General features: G+C 46.6%; 16 protein-coding genes. 8 read left to right on the top strand and 8 right to left on the bottom strand.

Going from position 1 to position 16,701, the window contains the following annotated elements:
* The 4 genes from AC6R1A_RS05880 to AC6R1A_RS05895 form a co-directional block, all read left to right on the top strand.
* Nucleotides 1-1,407 (top strand): ABC transporter substrate-binding protein (locus AC6R1A_RS05880; protein ID WP_500646157.1); only part of this gene is annotated, 1,407 nt, incomplete at its 5' end.
* A gap of 202 nt (nucleotides 1,408-1,609) precedes the next feature.
* The gene (locus AC6R1A_RS05885) at nucleotides 1,610-2,599 is read left to right on the top strand and encodes an ABC transporter substrate-binding protein (RefSeq protein WP_500630231.1); all 990 of its coding nucleotides are present in this window, start codon (nucleotides 1,610-1,612) and stop codon (nucleotides 2,597-2,599) included.
* Between the two features lie 80 nt (nucleotides 2,600-2,679).
* Nucleotides 2,680-3,579, top strand: coding sequence for an ABC transporter permease (locus tag AC6R1A_RS05890; protein ID WP_500630232.1), 900 nt, complete (start codon nucleotides 2,680-2,682; stop codon nucleotides 3,577-3,579).
* A complete protein-coding gene (locus AC6R1A_RS05895; protein WP_500630233.1) occupies nucleotides 3,572-4,804 on the top strand; it encodes a quaternary amine ABC transporter ATP-binding protein in 1,233 nt (410 codons plus the stop codon). Before AC6R1A_RS05890 ends, AC6R1A_RS05895 begins: the two co-directional genes overlap by 8 nt.
* A gap of 132 nt (nucleotides 4,805-4,936) precedes the next feature.
* Here the strand turns inward: AC6R1A_RS05895 and AC6R1A_RS05900 are convergent, their stop codons facing one another.
* From AC6R1A_RS05900 to AC6R1A_RS05910, 3 genes are read right to left on the bottom strand one after another with little or no spacing between them, the layout of a single operon-like run.
* On the bottom strand, nucleotides 4,937-5,773 hold the full coding sequence (locus AC6R1A_RS05900; protein WP_334552853.1) for a CsgG/HfaB family protein: 837 nt from the start codon (nucleotides 5,771-5,773) through the stop codon (nucleotides 4,937-4,939).
* Between the two features lie 14 nt (nucleotides 5,774-5,787).
* Entirely contained in the window at nucleotides 5,788-6,192 is a 405-nt protein-coding gene (locus AC6R1A_RS05905) for a curli assembly protein CsgF (protein WP_500632417.1), read from the bottom strand.
* 23 nt (nucleotides 6,193-6,215) lie between these two features.
* Nucleotides 6,216-6,680 carry a curli production assembly/transport protein CsgE gene (locus AC6R1A_RS05910; protein WP_500632415.1) on the bottom strand — a complete coding sequence of 155 codons (465 nt, stop codon included), beginning with the start codon at nucleotides 6,678-6,680 and terminating at the stop codon, nucleotides 6,216-6,218.
* 409 nt (nucleotides 6,681-7,089) lie between these two features.
* Here AC6R1A_RS05910 and AC6R1A_RS05915 point away from each other — a divergent pair, with 409 nt between their 5' ends.
* Together AC6R1A_RS05915 and AC6R1A_RS05920 are read left to right on the top strand one after the other, a co-directional pair.
* Nucleotides 7,090-7,707 carry a curlin subunit CsgB gene (locus AC6R1A_RS05915; RefSeq protein WP_500632414.1) on the top strand — a complete coding sequence of 206 codons (618 nt, stop codon included), beginning with the start codon at nucleotides 7,090-7,092 and terminating at the stop codon, nucleotides 7,705-7,707.
* Nucleotides 7,708-7,761: 54 nt separating this feature from the next.
* Complete coding sequence (locus tag AC6R1A_RS05920) at nucleotides 7,762-8,475, top strand: hypothetical protein (protein WP_500632413.1); 714 nt, start codon at nucleotides 7,762-7,764, stop codon at nucleotides 8,473-8,475.
* Nucleotides 8,476-9,002: 527 nt separating this feature from the next.
* On the opposite strand, the gene pstB is transcribed toward AC6R1A_RS05920, so the two are convergent.
* The 4 genes from pstB to AC6R1A_RS05940 all read right to left on the bottom strand — a co-directional run bounded on the left by pstB (nucleotide 9,003) and on the right by AC6R1A_RS05940 (nucleotide 12,512).
* Complete coding sequence (gene pstB, locus AC6R1A_RS05925) at nucleotides 9,003-9,752, bottom strand: phosphate ABC transporter ATP-binding protein PstB (RefSeq protein ID WP_334552864.1); 750 nt, start codon at nucleotides 9,750-9,752, stop codon at nucleotides 9,003-9,005.
* Nucleotides 9,753-9,785: 33 nt separating this feature from the next.
* Nucleotides 9,786-10,649: a phosphate ABC transporter permease PstA gene (gene pstA / locus AC6R1A_RS05930; protein ID WP_500632412.1), complete on the bottom strand. Its 864-nt coding sequence runs from the start codon at nucleotides 10,647-10,649 to the stop codon at nucleotides 9,786-9,788.
* A gap of 16 nt (nucleotides 10,650-10,665) precedes the next feature.
* A complete protein-coding gene (gene pstC / locus AC6R1A_RS05935; protein WP_500632411.1) occupies nucleotides 10,666-11,598 on the bottom strand; it encodes a phosphate ABC transporter permease subunit PstC in 933 nt (310 codons plus the stop codon).
* Nucleotides 11,599-11,690: 92 nt separating this feature from the next.
* Nucleotides 11,691-12,512 (bottom strand): phosphate ABC transporter substrate-binding protein, encoded by an 822-nt coding sequence (locus AC6R1A_RS05940; RefSeq protein WP_487902909.1) that lies wholly within the window; start codon nucleotides 12,510-12,512, stop codon nucleotides 11,691-11,693.
* A 375-nt stretch (nucleotides 12,513-12,887) separates the two neighbouring features.
* Here AC6R1A_RS05940 and AC6R1A_RS05945 point away from each other — a divergent pair, with 375 nt between their 5' ends.
* Complete coding sequence (locus AC6R1A_RS05945; protein WP_500628884.1) at nucleotides 12,888-14,531, top strand: methyl-accepting chemotaxis protein; 1,644 nt, start codon at nucleotides 12,888-12,890, stop codon at nucleotides 14,529-14,531.
* Between the two features lie 64 nt (nucleotides 14,532-14,595).
* On the opposite strand, the gene AC6R1A_RS05950 is transcribed toward AC6R1A_RS05945, so the two are convergent.
* Nucleotides 14,596-15,939, bottom strand: a complete 1,344-nt coding sequence (locus tag AC6R1A_RS05950) for a DEAD/DEAH box helicase (protein ID WP_500626249.1) — start codon at nucleotides 15,937-15,939, stop codon at nucleotides 14,596-14,598.
* 394 nt (nucleotides 15,940-16,333) lie between these two features.
* Between AC6R1A_RS05950 and AC6R1A_RS05955 the strand changes: the two genes are divergently transcribed.
* Nucleotides 16,334-16,582: an Lpp/OprI family alanine-zipper lipoprotein gene (locus tag AC6R1A_RS05955; protein ID WP_334552872.1), complete on the top strand. Its 249-nt coding sequence runs from the start codon at nucleotides 16,334-16,336 to the stop codon at nucleotides 16,580-16,582.
* Nucleotides 16,583-16,701: the final 119 nt, after the last annotated feature.

The following is a 16,701-nucleotide window of genomic DNA, read 5'->3' on the forward strand; positions in this document are numbered from 1 at the left end:
GCGACGCTACGTGAAGGAAGGCTGCATATACAGTTAACTTACAAACGTGCTTTTGAGCGGTTAGTACCCCATCAATTGCAACGCTCAAGTGAGCGCTATCTGATTCGCCAGATCTACTGTTGCCTGGTTGGTTGTACCAATGACGGTATGCTCACTCCTCAACTGGCTCATCATTGGCACTATGATGAAGACGCGTTGACATGGACGTTTTATTTACGTCCTGGGCTAACGTTTCACAATGGTGCGCCAATCGACGCAAACAGTGTCGTGGCACTGTTTGAGCGATTGCGTGAGCTTGGTCATTACCGCAGTGAATTGTCCCATTTAAAATCCGTGCACTCGCCCGGGCACAATAAAGTGATGTTCGAACTCTCTCTTCCCGACCAAGGATTTGGTGGCTTACTCTCTGGCGTGAAGTATTCCATTCAACCGCCGAGCCAAGTCCACGACACGAAACAATCACAAGTTATCGGGTCGGGCCCCTTCGAAGTAAGCGAACATTCCAGTGCCAAACTGAACCTGCAAGCGTTCGAGCGCTTCTATGCCTGCCGAGCGCTTACCGACCAAGTGACCATCTGGCAAATTGAAGAGCCCACTGCCCACAAAAAACAAATCGAGACAAACCAACCGGGTGCGCAATATCCCTGTCATCACTATCTCTCACATGCGGTGAGTCATGAACCGCACACCGACATCAAGCGCTCTCGGGTTGAAGATGGCTGTATGTTTGTCCTATTTAATCAAACGGCGTGCAATACGCTCAACGATGCTCAACGCCGTTTTCTTTCGACCTTTATCACCCCTCTGCGAGTGCTCAAGCAGTTACAAGAGAGCGGACGTGCGTTCGGTTGTGAGGTCGCGCAAAACTTACTGCCGATGTGGCATAAAGTGATTCGACCCACGATGCCTCGTGTACCGCTGCCCAATCACATCAGCATTGCCGTTTACGACTACACCGCGCTGCAAAGCTGCGCACTCGCTATTCAGTCGTTACTCGAAACCCTTGGCGTTGAAGTCACGGTTCACTCCTATTCTTATCGTGAGCTGACTGCGCTCGCTGAAAGTGGTCAGTTACAAGCGTCTCTGATCGTCACCAATATCAACCTCGATGACAATCGCCACGCCTCAGCGTTCAACAGCCTCTACCACAACCCAATTGTCCAAGCTTGCATTGGCGAAGACTCCAAACGCTGGCTGCTGCGCACGCTAGATGATCTACGCAGCACGACACCACTGGCGAACTACTTAGAGGCGCTAGAGCCCATCGCCTCCGCGCTCATCAATCAGTTTTGGCTGTCGCCACTGTTCCATCATCGGCAAACACTCAGATTTGAGGGTGTGCTCAAAGACGTCGAGCTCACCAACTGGGGCTGGCCAGACATTAAAAACGTTTGGTCCACGGACTAATTCATTTGAACTCAAACCAAAACAAGACATTCATCACACTAGCTTTATGCAAATTTAATGGGCAACATGCATACAAATGCGATTTCTCTCACGTTAACGAGCGAAAAATTACTAACGACAAGCACACTGCGTGCCACTTTTATTTGAACTCTAACCATTAATTCACTATTCTATTGATGGATTCATTTAGAAGGGAATTATAATGAAACTCAAATCCGCGACTCTAATTGCGCTTTCCGCCGCCACATTTCACACACAGGCAAGTGAATGTGGCTCTGTTACCATCGCTGATATGAACTGGAACTCAGCCAGTTTGATGGCCAACATCGACAAATTTATTTTAGAACATGGTTACGGCTGCGATGCCGAACTTATCCCAGGGGACACCATGCCTACTGGCACCTCAATGATTGAAAAAGGTCAACCTGATGTGGCTCCAGAGCTTTGGAGTAACGCGCTAAAAGATGCGCTAGACAAAGGGGTTGAGGAAAAACGTCTGCGCTACGCAGGTAAATCCCTCGTTGATGGCGGTGAAGAAGGTTTTTGGGTACCTGCGTACTTGGTGGAACAGCATCCAGAACTTGCAACAATCGAAGGGGTGAAAAAACACGCGAAGCTGTTTGAGCACCCTGAAGATGACGAATTAGGCGCTTTTTACAGCTGTCCTGCGGGCTGGAACTGTCAAATCAGCGCTGGGAACCTATTCCGCGCACTGAAATTAGAAGAAGCGGGATTTGCCATCATTGATCCAGGCTCAAGTGCCGGTCTATCTGGCTCTATCGCCAAAGCCTATGAGCGTGAACAAGGTTGGTTCGGTTACTACTGGGCCCCGACGGCCGTTTTGGGTAAATACAACATGGTCAAAGTCGATTTTGGTAGTGGTGTTGACTTAGATGAGTTCGTCAACTGTACTTCGCAACCGGAATGTGCGGAGCCTAAAGCGACGATGTACCCACCTTCACCCGTCCACACCATCACGACAGAAGAGTTCGCTACTCGCTCACCTGAAGCGTATGACTACTTCACAAAGCGTGGCTTTACTAACGCTGACATGAACCAGTTGCTCGCTTGGATGGAAGACAACCAAGCAGACAGTGAGGAAGCTATGTTCCACTTCTTAGAGTCCTACCCACAGATCTGGCAAGCTTGGGTACCTGCAGACGTTGCGGACAAAGTGACCAAAGCACTCTAACCCCCCTCCTCCCTTAACTCTGTTATAAGTTGTACTCCTTCACGCGCGACGCGTGAAGGAGAATAAAAGGAATAAACACGATGTCTAGTGATAGTTGGTTTAGCAGCTTTCCAGAAATGGAACGCTCAGATTTGCGAGCGATTCGCAAAACACTCGATGGTGCCTACCGCGAGTTTTCTCGCGAATACGGTGAAATGATCGAGTCTTTCTTTGACCCACTGCTCTCATTTTTAATTTGGTTTGAAAAACTGCTCCTCTCCACGCCTTGGGTTATTGTTCTTGCGGTCTGTACCGCGCTTGTTTATCTGGCCAGTCGCTCTTGGAAATTGGGTGTCGGGTGTTTTATCTCACTGATTTTCATTGGCTATTTTGGTATGTGGGAAGATACTATGCGAACGCTGAGTATCATCACTGTCTGCACCATGCTATCTATTGTGCTTGGTATCCCTATTGGTATTGCGATGGCGCGTTCAAATCGAGTCCAATCGATCGTCACGCCGATGTTGGACATCATGCAAACCATGCCCGCGTTTGTGTATCTCATTCCGGTCGTAATGCTACTCGGCATCGGTAAAATACCGGGGCTCATTGCCGTGGTGATTTATGCGATCCCTCCGGTTATTCGCCTAACCAACCTCGGTATCCGCTTGGTCGACAAAGAGGTGCTCGAAGCCGCGACGGCCTTTGGCGCTAGCGCCAAACAACGCCTGTTTGGCGTGCAACTCCCACTGGCGATGCCCACCATCATGGCAGGCATCAACCAAACCATCATGATGGCGCTATCGATGGTGGTGATTGCCTCTATGATTGGTGTAAAAGGCCTAGGGCAACCCGTGCTTAAATCCATCACCAACCAATACTTTACGTTAGGCCTACTTAACGGATTTGCCATCGTCGTGCTGGCTATTTTGTTTGACCGAGCCTCACAAGCGTATGCAAAGCGCACCCAAGCTCATCTAGGAGATCTGAAACATGACTAAACCACTTATCGAGATCAGTGGCTTGTACAAGGTCTTCGGTGCCAAGCCACACTCTGTCATGGAGCGTGTTAAGCAGGGTCAAAGCAAAGACGATGTACTCGCCGAAACTGGCCACACTGTCGGGCTTAAAGAGATCAATCTCCAAATTAATAAAGGGGAGATTTTTGTCATCATGGGCCTGTCAGGCTCTGGAAAATCCACCTTGATTCGACACTTTAATCGACTCATCGACCCTACCGAAGGCCAGATTTTGGTCGAAGGGACGGATGTGATGAAGCTCAGTCAAAGTGAGCTTGAAGAGTTCCGCCGCCACAAAATGTCGATGGTATTTCAGCGCTTTGGCCTGCTGCCTCATCGTACGGTTGTCGACAATGTCGCGTACGGGTTAGAAATTCAGGGCATCGCAAAACCAGAGCGCTTAAAAAAAGCCAATGAGTGGCTCGATACCGTCGGGCTGTCAGGCTATCAAAACCAGTACCCTTCTCAGCTTTCTGGGGGACAGCAGCAACGTGTCGGTTTAGCACGTGCCCTGTGTACGGATGCCGAAATCCTGCTTATGGATGAAGCGTTCTCGGCGCTCGACCCTCTCATCCGCAGTGAAATGCAAGATCAGCTTATCGAGCTGCAAGAAAAGCTGCACAAAACCATCGTGTTTATTACTCACGATCTGGATGAAGCTCTGAGATTGGGTGACAGAATTGCCATCCTCAAAGATGGCGAGTTAGTTCAGCAAGGCACACCGGACGATATCCTCTTGAACCCTGCTGATGATTACGTTGAGGCGTTTGTCAAAGACGTCAATCGTGCTCGCGCGCTCACGGTGGAAACCGTGATGAACCCACCCGCGTATCGCATTACCGCCACCACAATTCAAGACGCCATCAAACAGATGAAAGGCTTCAAACAGGATTACGCCTATCATGTCACTGAAGAGGGGTATCAGGGCGTGTTGACCAAAGAGGGTCTGATGGATGCCGCCAAAGAACATGGCGAAGATGCAATCAATCAGGAAATCTATGAAGAAGTGCCGACGGTCTCTGCCGATTCTGCCATCGAAGAGGTGTTGGTCGACACCATGTCGTACGACTACTCTCTACCCGTCGTTGATGACGAAGGGAATCTGCAAGGCGAGTTAGAGCGCAGCGCAGTAGCGGAGATATTTGCCGACACGGGCGAGGACGCCTCTCAGGATGACAAGGATAAACCCGCCAACACTCCCTCCTAGGTGATAGTAAACACCACTCGCCCTCAATCACGATTCAGCACTTAAGTGATACGAGCAGACAGAAAAACGCCTATACGATCTGTATAGGCGTGACTTTTCTGAATAGACAGGCTTTTGGCCTTAGATTTGCTTTTATAAAATCTGATGTGTCTGTTTGGCGTATTTTTGTAGCAACGCGTTATTTCTGTCTTCTGGGTTAGCCGGTTGCCAAAGTCCTTGACTGATACCTCGAACAATGACGTGAATGACCGCCGCATCTATCGCAGACATCACAGCGACGTTCACTGGCTCGTTGTTCGTGTACCCCGCTTCGACTTCAAGTAAATCTTGGTAGTCAATAAAACGAAACGCCCCTGCCGTCAGTTCATGGGAAAATATCGTCTTGCTCGTGGTGACACTAAGCAGAATCTGCCCCGTACGAACATTCACCGCACGCAAGTTCACTGTGACTTGGTCTGTTCGGTATGTCCCCGATGAGCCAATACCAAGATAGCGTGCTCCCGCACCGCCGGTTTTAATGTTTGAGTCATAGGCGACAATACCGCCCTCAATCACGACGTTAGCAGAGCTCAGTGCACTCAAATCATCACCGTGGTTTTCTGCACCTGAGCCCTTATTTTGTGCTGCTCGAATGATCTTTCTCTCGGTCAACAAGTTTTGTAGACCTTCACGCTCAAGCGGCACAAACCATTTGGAGTCAAGCAAAGACGCAGTCAACAGCGCCGTACCACCTTGGGGGACCGCGGTCGAGAAGTTACTGTTAGGTTGAGGCTTATATTGACCGGTTTGATCGCGGAAGTCGTAGACAGAAACCAAAATCTTACCTCGAGGTTCAGGTAGGTTGACCAAGTCTTGGTAAGTTGCCCCGCGTGGCATCAAAGTGGGTGCTTCGTCAGTATCAGGCATATCCATAGAAATGGCACAACCGGATAATAAGCCACAGAGTAAAGTGAGAGTGATCAGGCGCATGGGCAGTCTCCGTTCTAATTATTATCCGGGTTTAAGCCCGCAACTTTTATCTCGGTGGATTCACCGGAGATTTTATCCACAATTTGCACCGACAATGTGCCACCGTTGTCGACAATATTGAGATAAAAGTCGTCCGTCTCTAACTGACCCGTATTCCCATTCCCTACGTCTGATAACAGTTGGCTAATCAAGCGTGATTCTAAGCTATTCGCTAGTCGATCGAGCGCCGATTCCTCTTCAAAATCTAGCCCGTTGTCTGGACCTTCATAACCATTGATCGCATTCGCCACACCAAACAAATGTGAACTGTTGAGCGGGTTACCACCAAAGCTAGGATTCACTGGCGTATACACCAGTTCCGTTGCGTAAAGACTGCCAGTAAAGAGGCAGGCTAACGTTACACACTGCCGAAACATCATCTTTATTTTCATCATTATTCCCTTCAGAACTCATCACGTTCGAGATCAAAAGTATCTTGATACTCACGCTGAGCTTTCCATCTCAATAAATAGTTAGTGACTGCACTAAGTGCATCTTTGGCTTTGTCCTGTGCTGTTTTTCTTCCCGGGGACAACGCCGTACGATAAATAACTTTGTCTCGATGAAGAACGCTGATAATACTGCCAGACAACGCAGTAGGGCGCTCCTTGACTACTAAGTTTTCTTGTAATGAACCATGGCGATCATTCATGTACTGAGTGAAGAAAAAATAAAAATCATCTCCTAGCCGCGTCATTGTTCTATCCACGATCAGCCCTTCAACCTCATCATAAAATTTGTTGCTTTCTATATGTTGACTGCCACTCGAATTCTTCACATCTTCTATCTCTTCTGCAAAGCCCAAGTGGTTAACTAAGCAAAGAAAAAAACCAATACACATAGACGTAAAGGTGTTTATTCGATTCATTCTAATTGTCCACTTTTGCATGAGAAGTATGATCATGTTTAAAACTTATATGATCTTTAAAAAAGATAAAAGGATACTATTCAAACAATCTTAGCCATCTCAATATTGAGACTAAACCAGCCATCTATGTAGAAGACAATCGCCAGCCCTCTAACTCATAGCCTATTGGGCATCAATTAAATTTATTAAATATCAATGGTTTAAATAGAAAATAAACGAAACAACTAATTATAAAACAAGTTTAATTAAACTTTAGATTGCCCATTACAAGAAACCGTCTCATTAAAAAGAAAATTGATCTGATTAATTTTCAATTTTAAGTTCATTGTATTTAGTGGTAGTGCGAGCATAATTAATCGTGAGTTATGGAGACAGCAACTCGCTGAACACCTAAATAACGGAGGTTAAGGTGCAAAATCTCAACTATATCAAGAAAGGTTTTGTCGTCTTATCTTTATTATCCATGGCTCATGCATATGGTGGTACACGACATGATTTCGACGAAATGTCGAAGGTCTTTGGAGAGTTTAATAATTCAGATAGCTTTATTGAATTTGATGAATTAAACACCTCTCCAGGTAATTATGCAGAGGTCATTCTGAATAACAGTGTTGATTCAAATGTTTTTATTAACCAACATCACATTGGGAACGGAAAAAATAAGGCCAAGGTAATACAAGATAAAACTGATTCGAGTACAGCAATTGTATCTCAGACAGGCTCAGGTAACACCGGGATGGTGGAGCAATCTGGACGAAAAAATGTCGCCGTACTTGTACAAACTGGTCAAGACCATACTGGTTATATCAAACAAGATGGGGATTTCAACCTGGCTTATCTAGCACAATGCAGCGGTCGAAAATGCTTGTCTAGTTATGGCAGTGACATCAGCATTTCACAAGTCAATGATAATAACATTGCCGTTGTGATTGATAAAAGTAATGCCAGTTATGGAATTAATCAGGATGGAGATGACTTTATCTTCATAAAGAACTCAATGCATCGCAGTATTTACGTTGAGCAATGACGCACAACGTAAAGGATAACATCACTATAAATGGACAAAAGTAAGGATCTATTCATGAAAAAGTTAGCAATCACAATCACAGCTATTTTGGCATCATCGGCTGTTTATGCCGAAAATGATGCAACTGTAAACATGCAAAATGCTCAGAGAGACGAGGTAACCATTTACCAAGAATCACCTAACACTAGCAACACTCGTGACGAAGGTAACATGGCCACTGCGACATTAAAAAATACCTACAGTAATGAACTTTATGTAAGACAAGTCGGTCGATTCAATGAGTCTACTCTATACCTCGATAACGCTGATGATAACGTGATCAAAACCAGACAATTTGGTTCAGACAGTACGTCTCTAGTCAGCGTTAAAGGGAATTCAAATCGAAACAAAGTTAACGTAACTCAATACGATACTGTACCAGCAGATAATGACTCAAAGGTTTACTTGTCTACCGGTTCAGACTCGAACCTTATTGATGTCACACAAAAATCTGATGCAGGCAACAATTCAACAATAAGCGTTTACTGGGGTGATCATAATGATATTGACTTGGTTCAAGAAACAGACAACGACGCAACCATCTCTGTAAGGGGCAGCGATAAAAACAGAATCAAAGTCGATCAAGTTTCATTTGACTCAGAAACGAAAGTTTATTTGAACGCAGGTTCGGATCACAACAGAATATACGTTACTCAAACGGCTTGGGATATGGCTACAGTCAACGCGTCTGGCTCATCGAACAACTATATTAGTATCACGCAATACTAACTTTTGTTATGAGCTTATTGCGAATAGTAGTTTTTAAAGCGATACCTTCGGGTATCGCTTTCCTCTTATCTTTCAATGCACTGGCGGCGATCCCCACCCTTCACTCTCTTCCTCCATATGTGACACTCCACTGTGAGCACAATAGTCCTACCTCTATCCATCTCACTATCACTGCGCTGCCCACAACCCCCTCTGGCAGCAAGATTAAACTGCAAGGTACAAACACGATTCAAAGCTCGTTGAGCCCAGGTTCGCGCGTCACGGTTTCCCTCGATACGCTTCCCGTCACACTGTTACTGAGCGCCCCTCAAGTGGCACCGCTTCATTTGTCCTTACATCAAGACTGCACATTGTCAGAAAACCAATCACGTTAGTTTAAAAATCTCAATCTTCACTAATGCCATGAGCAAAAGACTGTCATGAGTAAAAGACGGGCACAAAAAAGCCCCTCTAAAAGAGGGGCAAAGTACCATCGCATATTATTATAGTGATATTGCCAGTAAATTCTGTTAGTTAGCCGCTAAGAATTAACCAAAGTCGCCGTTCACGTAACCTTTGGTGCGATCGTCTTTAGGGTCGCTGAAGATAACTTGTGTATCGTCATGCTCAACTAACTCACCCATTAAGAAAAACGCCGTGCGATCCGAGATGCGACGTGCTTGTTGCATGGAGTGCGTCACAATCACGATCGTGTAGTTCTTTTTCAGCTCTTCCATCAGTTCTTCGATTTTGTGAGTCGCGATTGGGTCAAGCGCGGACGTCGGTTCATCCATCAAGATCACATCCGGTTCCATCGCAATCGTACGCGCGATACATAAACGCTGCTGCTGACCACCCGACAAGCCAAAAGCATGGGATTTCAGGCGATCTTTGACTTCATCCCACAGAGCTGCGCCACGCAGTGAACGCTCTACCACTTCATCGATGTGCTTTTTATCTTTGATACCCTGAGCGCGCAAACCGTAAGCCACGTTTTCATAAATGCTCATAGGGAAAGGGTTAGGCTTTTGGAACACCATCCCAACACGAATGCGCAAATCCGCCACGTCAATGTTGCCGTAGATGTCTGTGCCGTCCATCTCAAGCGAGCCTTTGATAGTCACACCTTCAATCAAGTCATTCATGCGGTTTAAGCAGCGCAACAGCGTCGATTTACCACAGCCTGAAGGCCCAATCAACGCCGTCACCTGACGGGTTGGGATCGGAAGGTTGATCGATTTAAGGGCTTGGTTCTCACCGTAAAACAGGTCTAGATTTTCAATGTTGAATTTGTTCATGGTCTTAATCTCTTAAATTTGGTCAGTCAGCGATCAGTAAGTCGCGGTATTGAAGCGGCGAGCAATCAGTTTAGTGATCATGTTGATCAATAGAACAACCACAATCAGCACTGTCGCAGTTCCATAGGCCTGATTCCACTCATCTATCGTGAAGAGCTCTGTAGTGAGCTTGTACAGGTGTACCGTCAGCGTTCTGCCTGAATCGAATAACGAATCAGGAATACGCGCGACCATACCTGCGGTGAGAAATACAGGGGCAGACTCACCAATCACACGACCAATACTTAGAATGACCGAGGTTAAGATACCTGGCATTGCGCTTGGCAAAATTAGGCGCCAGATAGTGTAAATTTTCGATGCGCCAAGGCCATATGAGCCTTCGCGGTATGTTTGTGGTACGGACATCAACGCCTCTTCCGTGGTACGGATGATCACGGGAAGAATTAAGATACTCAGCGTCAATGCACCCGACAGGATAGAGAAGCCCAGTCCCAAAATCGCCACAAAGAATGTCATACCAAACAGACCAAAGATGATCGACGGGATACCCGCCAGTGACTCAGTACAGAAACGGATAACTTTTACCAGTTTACTGCCCACTTGGGCGTATTCTGTTAGGTAGATGGCGGTCATGATGCCCATTGGGGCCGCAACCGCAATTGATGCGATTACCATGTAAATGGTCGATACAATCATCGGAAAGATACCTTGCTCATCACCGGTTCGAGTGTAATCGCCAGAGATAAATTTCCAATCAACATGCTGTAGGCCATTCGAAAGAATGTACCAGATAATCCAAAATAGGAAGCCAACTGTCAGCGCAGCAGACAACCAAACAAACGCATTGAGGATCTGATCCTTACGCTCTCGAGACTGTTTTAATTTCACGCGGTCCATAATCTTCACCTATCGCTTATTTCGCTTTTTCGCGGTTTAAGTACAACAATGCACCGTTTAACATCATGATAAACGCCAGCAGTACCACGCCCGTTGCGTAGAGAGCGTTCGCATGAACACCGCTTGCGTAGGACATTTCAATCGCAATATTAGCGGTCAACGTACGCGCGGAATCTAAAATGCCTTGTGGCATCGCTGGTGCGTTACCCATGACCATAATGATCGCCATCGTTTCGCCCAATGCGCGACCAATACCTAAGATAACCCCAGTCATGATGCCGCTTCGCGCCGCTGGAACGAGAAGCTTAAATATGGTGTAGATTTTTGACGCCCCCAGCGCTAACGACCCTTCTTTGTAGGAACGAGGCACAGCGCGAATAGAGGTTTCAGACACAGTAATGACCGTAGGAAGGATCATCACCCCAAGTACAATGATACCGGCCAAAATGGTGTTACCCGCAGGCACATTGAAAATGTTTTGAATCAGCGGAACGATGATGACGAGGCCAAAGAAGCCGTAGACGACCGAAGGGATACCCGCTAACAGCTCAACCGCTGGGCGAATCACATCCGCTAAACGTTTAGGCGCGATTTCCGCAATAAAGATGGCAGTCAATACACCAATCGGCACACCGACAATCACTGCGCCAAAGGTGGACACAATCGAAGCGACAATCATGGTAGCCACACCATACAGTGCCGGTGGCAACCAGTCTTGGCCTAGAACAATGCCGCTAATCCCCGCTTCTTGAAAGGCAGGAATGGACTCTTTAAAAATGAAGTAAGCAATGATGGCGAGAGAAACAATGCCGATAATAGCACTGGTTAAGAATAAGCCATGGAAGATCCGCTCTTTCCAATCAACGCGCTTTTTGGCACGAAGACTTGGCTTAGATACTTGAGTCGCTTGAGTATTCATAAGCTTTTCACTACTTGTTGCGATGGTCATAAAATCTTACCGAGATAACGAGTGAAACACTCGTTTCAGAGTGAGAAAAGGCTCAGCCCAAAGGGGGCTGAGCAATTAATATCTTACTGGCGTTACTTAACTGAGATGTAACCTTTTTGGTCAACAAGCGCTTGTGCGTCGTCAGACACCATCCAGTCTAGGAACTTCTGTGTTGCCGCAGTAGGTTGACCTTCACGGTAAAGAACTAGGAAAGGACGCGCAACTTTGTAAGAACCGCCTTTCACGTTGTCAACTGTTGCATCGACACCATCAATCGCTAGTGCGTGAACCGACTCGTCAACGGTACCTAGAGAGATGTAACCAATCGCGTATGGGTTAGAGGCAACCATGGTTTTAAGAGCACCGTTACCATTGGCCACTTGAGCACGCTGAGAAATCGCTGACACAGTTTTGCCCGAGATCTTCTTCTTGAGGCTCATGATGTCTTCGAACGCGCCACGTGTACCTGATGCAGTATCGCGAGTGATCGCTACGATAGGCTTGTCTGCGCCGCCTACGTCTTTCCAGTTCGTCACTTCACCCGTGTAGATAGCCGTTACTTGCTCAGCAGTTAGACCTTTAAGATCGTTCTTAGGGTTCACCACAACAGCGATACCGTCGAGTGCAACTGTTAGCTCTTTCAATGTTGGCTCTTTCTCAGACTCTTTCAGGTTACGAGAAGACATGCCAAGGTCAGCACTGCCGTTCTTCGCCGCTTTCACGCCCGCAGAAGAACCTGGTCCTTGAACTTCGATAAACACATCAGAGTTTGACTTCATGTATGTTTCAGAGAAAACTTCCATCAGTGGAGTTACGCTGCTAGAACCTACAGCAGAGATTGTTTCTTTAGCAGAAACAGGAGTCACTGCCATGGCGCCTAGAAGTGCGATTGCACCGATTACTGTCTTTTTCATCACAATTTCCTTAAGTTGGCTTTATTGCCGTTGTGTTTCACTTGAACGCTGCTCACTTTAGGACTCAAATGTGACAGTTGTGTTTCACTTCGTTGAAGCCTATATGACACATTGGTCTTATTTCTCAACGTCAGCACATTACTGACGCCCTTACCACTTTAGCCGCTCTCGGTGTGCCCTTCTCTTTATCATCAATCTAGTGGGCAAGAATTAACCAGCTGATATTAATGCAAATATAAGTTGCATAACGTGGGGTCAAACTTATCTATGTAAGATAAATTTGATTATTGAAATAAATCAGAGACAAATTAGAATCATTCTCCTTAACTATAAAAACAACATATCTTATTCAGTTTCGTATGTAGAGGACCACTAATGCGCCAGTTACTCAGTAACCTTTCTATCAAGGTACAAGTTGTTGTACCTGTGATATTCACTCTGATCTTGCTCATCGCAGGCATCACTTATAGCTCAAATAGCCTGACTCACGCGTTTGGCACCGTCAAAAGCTCCACTGAACATCTCGTCAATCACAAAGAAGAACTCACTGACATTATCGACAACACCTACGGTATGCGTATCAAAGCTATCTACAGCTTGTTTCGAGCAGAAGATGTTGATGGACTCGCCAGCACCTTGTTAGAAAAACAGAGCGAAAATCAACGTCTGCTGGACTCACTCAATACAGTAGAGGGCTTGCAAAAAGAAGTCTCGGCTATGAAAGAGGCCATCGAGCACTACGTTCGCTACTCCATCAATACTATGGTGCCGCTCCTCAATCAGAAACATCAACAGACCCAATCCAGTGCGGCGTTTGACCAACGTTTTGAGCAAGCTTCGGCAGTCTACCGCCAGGCCGGGCAAGAGATGGTATCAGCCATTGACCACCTCTCCACTAAGCTCAATGAACTGGCATTGGATGACCTGCATCGCAGTGAGGCAACCCACTCTTCGGTGATGAACAGCAGTATCATCGGTCTTGTCGCTGTGCTCGCCATCGCGTTGATATTAAGTTGGTTGCTAGCCGGAATCATCGTCACGCCGATTCAGCGCCTACAACAAGCCATGACACAATTGGCGCACGGCAATCTACTCGTTAGCGTGCAAGAAGAAGGCAACAACGAGATCACTGCACTCTCTAAAGACTTCAACAGTACCGTGAGCAAACTCCAGCAAACCGTCGACTCATTGGTTCGAATCAGTGTGGATGTCGCGTCCGCCTCTACGGAGTTAGCGGCAGTGATGACACAATCGAGCGTCAACTCCGACCAAGAGAAGAACGAAGTGGAGCAAGTGGCGTCGGCGATCAACCAGATGGAGGGCACGGCAACCGAAGTGACGCAAAACGCCAATCTGGCCGACTCTGCAGCGCTTAAAGCAGATAAACTGGCAAAAGAGAGTTTGGCAGTCTTTGATGAGAATACTCGTGAGAGCGAGAAAATGGCGCGTCAATTATCGGATGCTGCGCAAGTGGTTCACTCACTCAAAGATCAATCTGAGCAAATCGGCAAAGTGATTGAAGTGATTGAGAGCATTTCTGAGCAAACCAACTTGCTTGCCCTAAACGCAGCGATTGAAGCGGCGCGTGCAGGTGAAAGTGGTCGTGGTTTTGCTGTAGTCGCCGATGAAGTTCGCATGCTGGCTGCACGCACACAGGAGTCGACAAAAGAGATCCAGACTATTATCGAAGAGTTGCAAAAACAGTCGGGCAGTGCCAATGACAGCGTGAATTCAAGCCTTGAGATGATCACTCGCAGTCAAGAGCAAGCAAAGTTGGTCAGTGTCTCGCTGCGTGATATTTCCACATCGATTTCCGACCTGTCGAGCATTAACGCTCAAGTCGCTATCGCGTCTGAAGAGCAAGGGCAAGTTACCTCGGACGTCAACAACAACCTCAGCAACATCTATGAGTTAGTGAGCCAAAACGTCACTGGTATCACTCAAGCCGCCGCCGCCAGCCAAGAGCTCTCGGCACTGGCTGAAAATCAAAAGCAGCAGCTTGGATTCTTTAAAGTCTAAAGCGTGAGATAGACAAAGGGACTGCCTCGGCAGTCCCTAATTATTTTGTGCGTTTTCGCTAAGATTATTCGTCGTCGCTACTCGGCGCGACTTTCTTCTTAGGAATAAACACTGAATCGCCCACCGCCACGTTTTGGTAGAAACCTTTATCACGCTTGACAGGCTTAGTTGACGCCTTTTTCTTAGTCGTGGTGGCTTTCTTGTTCGGTTTGGGTTTGTTACGAAAATCGGGCTTACGCGGCTTCAAACCTTTGAACTTGCCTTTCAAACCTTCCAGCTCAGAAAAGGCAATGTCTTGCTGCAGATAAGCTTCCACACGCTTAAAGCTGTCCCAATCTTTTGGTCCTACTAGCGAAATGGCATCACCCTTGTTACCCGCTCGACCCGTGCGGCCCACTCGGTGCACATACTCTTCAGTATGCTTAGGCATATCAAAGTTGACCACGTGGGTCACGTTGGCAATATCAAGACCACGTGACGCCACATCGGTGGTCACTAGAATCTTAAACACGGCACGTTCAAACTGACTCATGATGGTGTTGCGTTGAGTTTGATTCAGATTCCCGCTCAGCGCTACCGCTTTGAGCTTGCGCTCGTTCAGCTTGTCAGTCAAACGCTCAGTGTCGACACGTGTTGCAGTGAAGATGATCAGCTGCTTGTACTGCGCCTCTTCAAGAATGCGATCTAAAATCGCTTCTTTATGATCAAGATGGTCACACAGGTAGAACTTCTGTGTGATGTCCTTGTGCTCTTCATTGGCCACGCCTACAGCGATCCGCTTAGGCGCATTAAGCATTTCAAAAGCGATGTTGTTGACTTCTGCGTGATCTAACGTGGCCGAGAACATCAAGGTTTGACGACGACGATGCTTGGCTGCATTGTGGATACGACGTAGCTCAGGCGCGAAACCCAAGTCCAACATACGATCCGCTTCATCCAGTACCAAGGTTTCCAAGCCATCAAGGAACAAGGATTTGTGTTGCAAGTGGTCGGCTAAACGCCCTGGTGTCGCCACAATGAATTTAGGGTAGCGCTTAAGCGCTTTGACTTGGTCGTTAAAGTTTTCACCGCCTAAAATCAGGGTGGCGTCGTACGTTAAACCGCCCAACATAGAACGCAATTCACCGTACACCTGCTTCGCCAATTCACGGGTCGGCGCTAGAATCAATGCGCGTGGGTCTTTGGCGGAAAACGATTTATTTTTTAGAGACTTGTGCAAAATCGGCAGAACAAACGCCAGTGTCTTTCCTGAACCAGTCTTCGAGGAGGCGAGTAAATCCTTACCAGCAATCGCCACGGGGATCGCTTGCTTTTGAATGTCAGTCGCCTTGGTAAAATTAAAATGGTTCAAGTTTTTTAATAAGCGATTATCTAAACCTAAATCTTTGAACTGCAATGTTGTCTCCAATAAATCCACATTGAACGGTAAACAGTGACGCCCGCTACATCGAGCGACGAAATCAAAACGGTACATGATACCTAGAATAGACGGTGATGGGTAGAGTATGGTCAAAATATCGATCAAACCCTCTTGACTCTCAATCGCAAGCGTACTTTCTCACTGGATGAGTTTCAGCAGCCCTACTATTGATAGATGCTCATTATTGACTTCACTTGCATTATTTACTCTCACGAATGAGACATTCGTCAACAAATTCGATAATTACCTAAATTCTTGGGTTTTTTTGACTTTTCTCTACTTTTGGAAGTTAATATTTAGCACTACACTGTGGAATGTCACTATATGATGAAGAATGTATAGGGCAATCTAAATGATACTCATATAAGCAAGGAGTTCTAATATGAACAAAATGTTGATCGCAGCTGCAGCCTCTTCTGTTCTTCTACTAGCAGGTTGTGCTTCTGGTCCAGACGAAGCAACAACAGCGAAACTGGACGAGCTAAGCAATCAAGTTAGCCAGCTAAGCCAAGACGTTTCAGCACTGCAAGCAGACGTTCGTAAGTCAGGCGACGCAGCAATGGCAGCGCAAGAAGAAGCCGCTCGTGCAAACGAACGCATCGACAACATTGCTCAGTCTTACACTAAGTAATTCAGTCAAGTTTTAAAGAAAGGGTCTGCATATGCAGACCCTTTCTCTTTTCTCATCGTTGAGCGTATCAGCACGTTGACAATCCTGCTCTCACGCTGACCATTCTAGCTACCGTTCAT

This window comes from Vibrio sp. R10-SG3-ISO3, assembly GCF_059834225.1.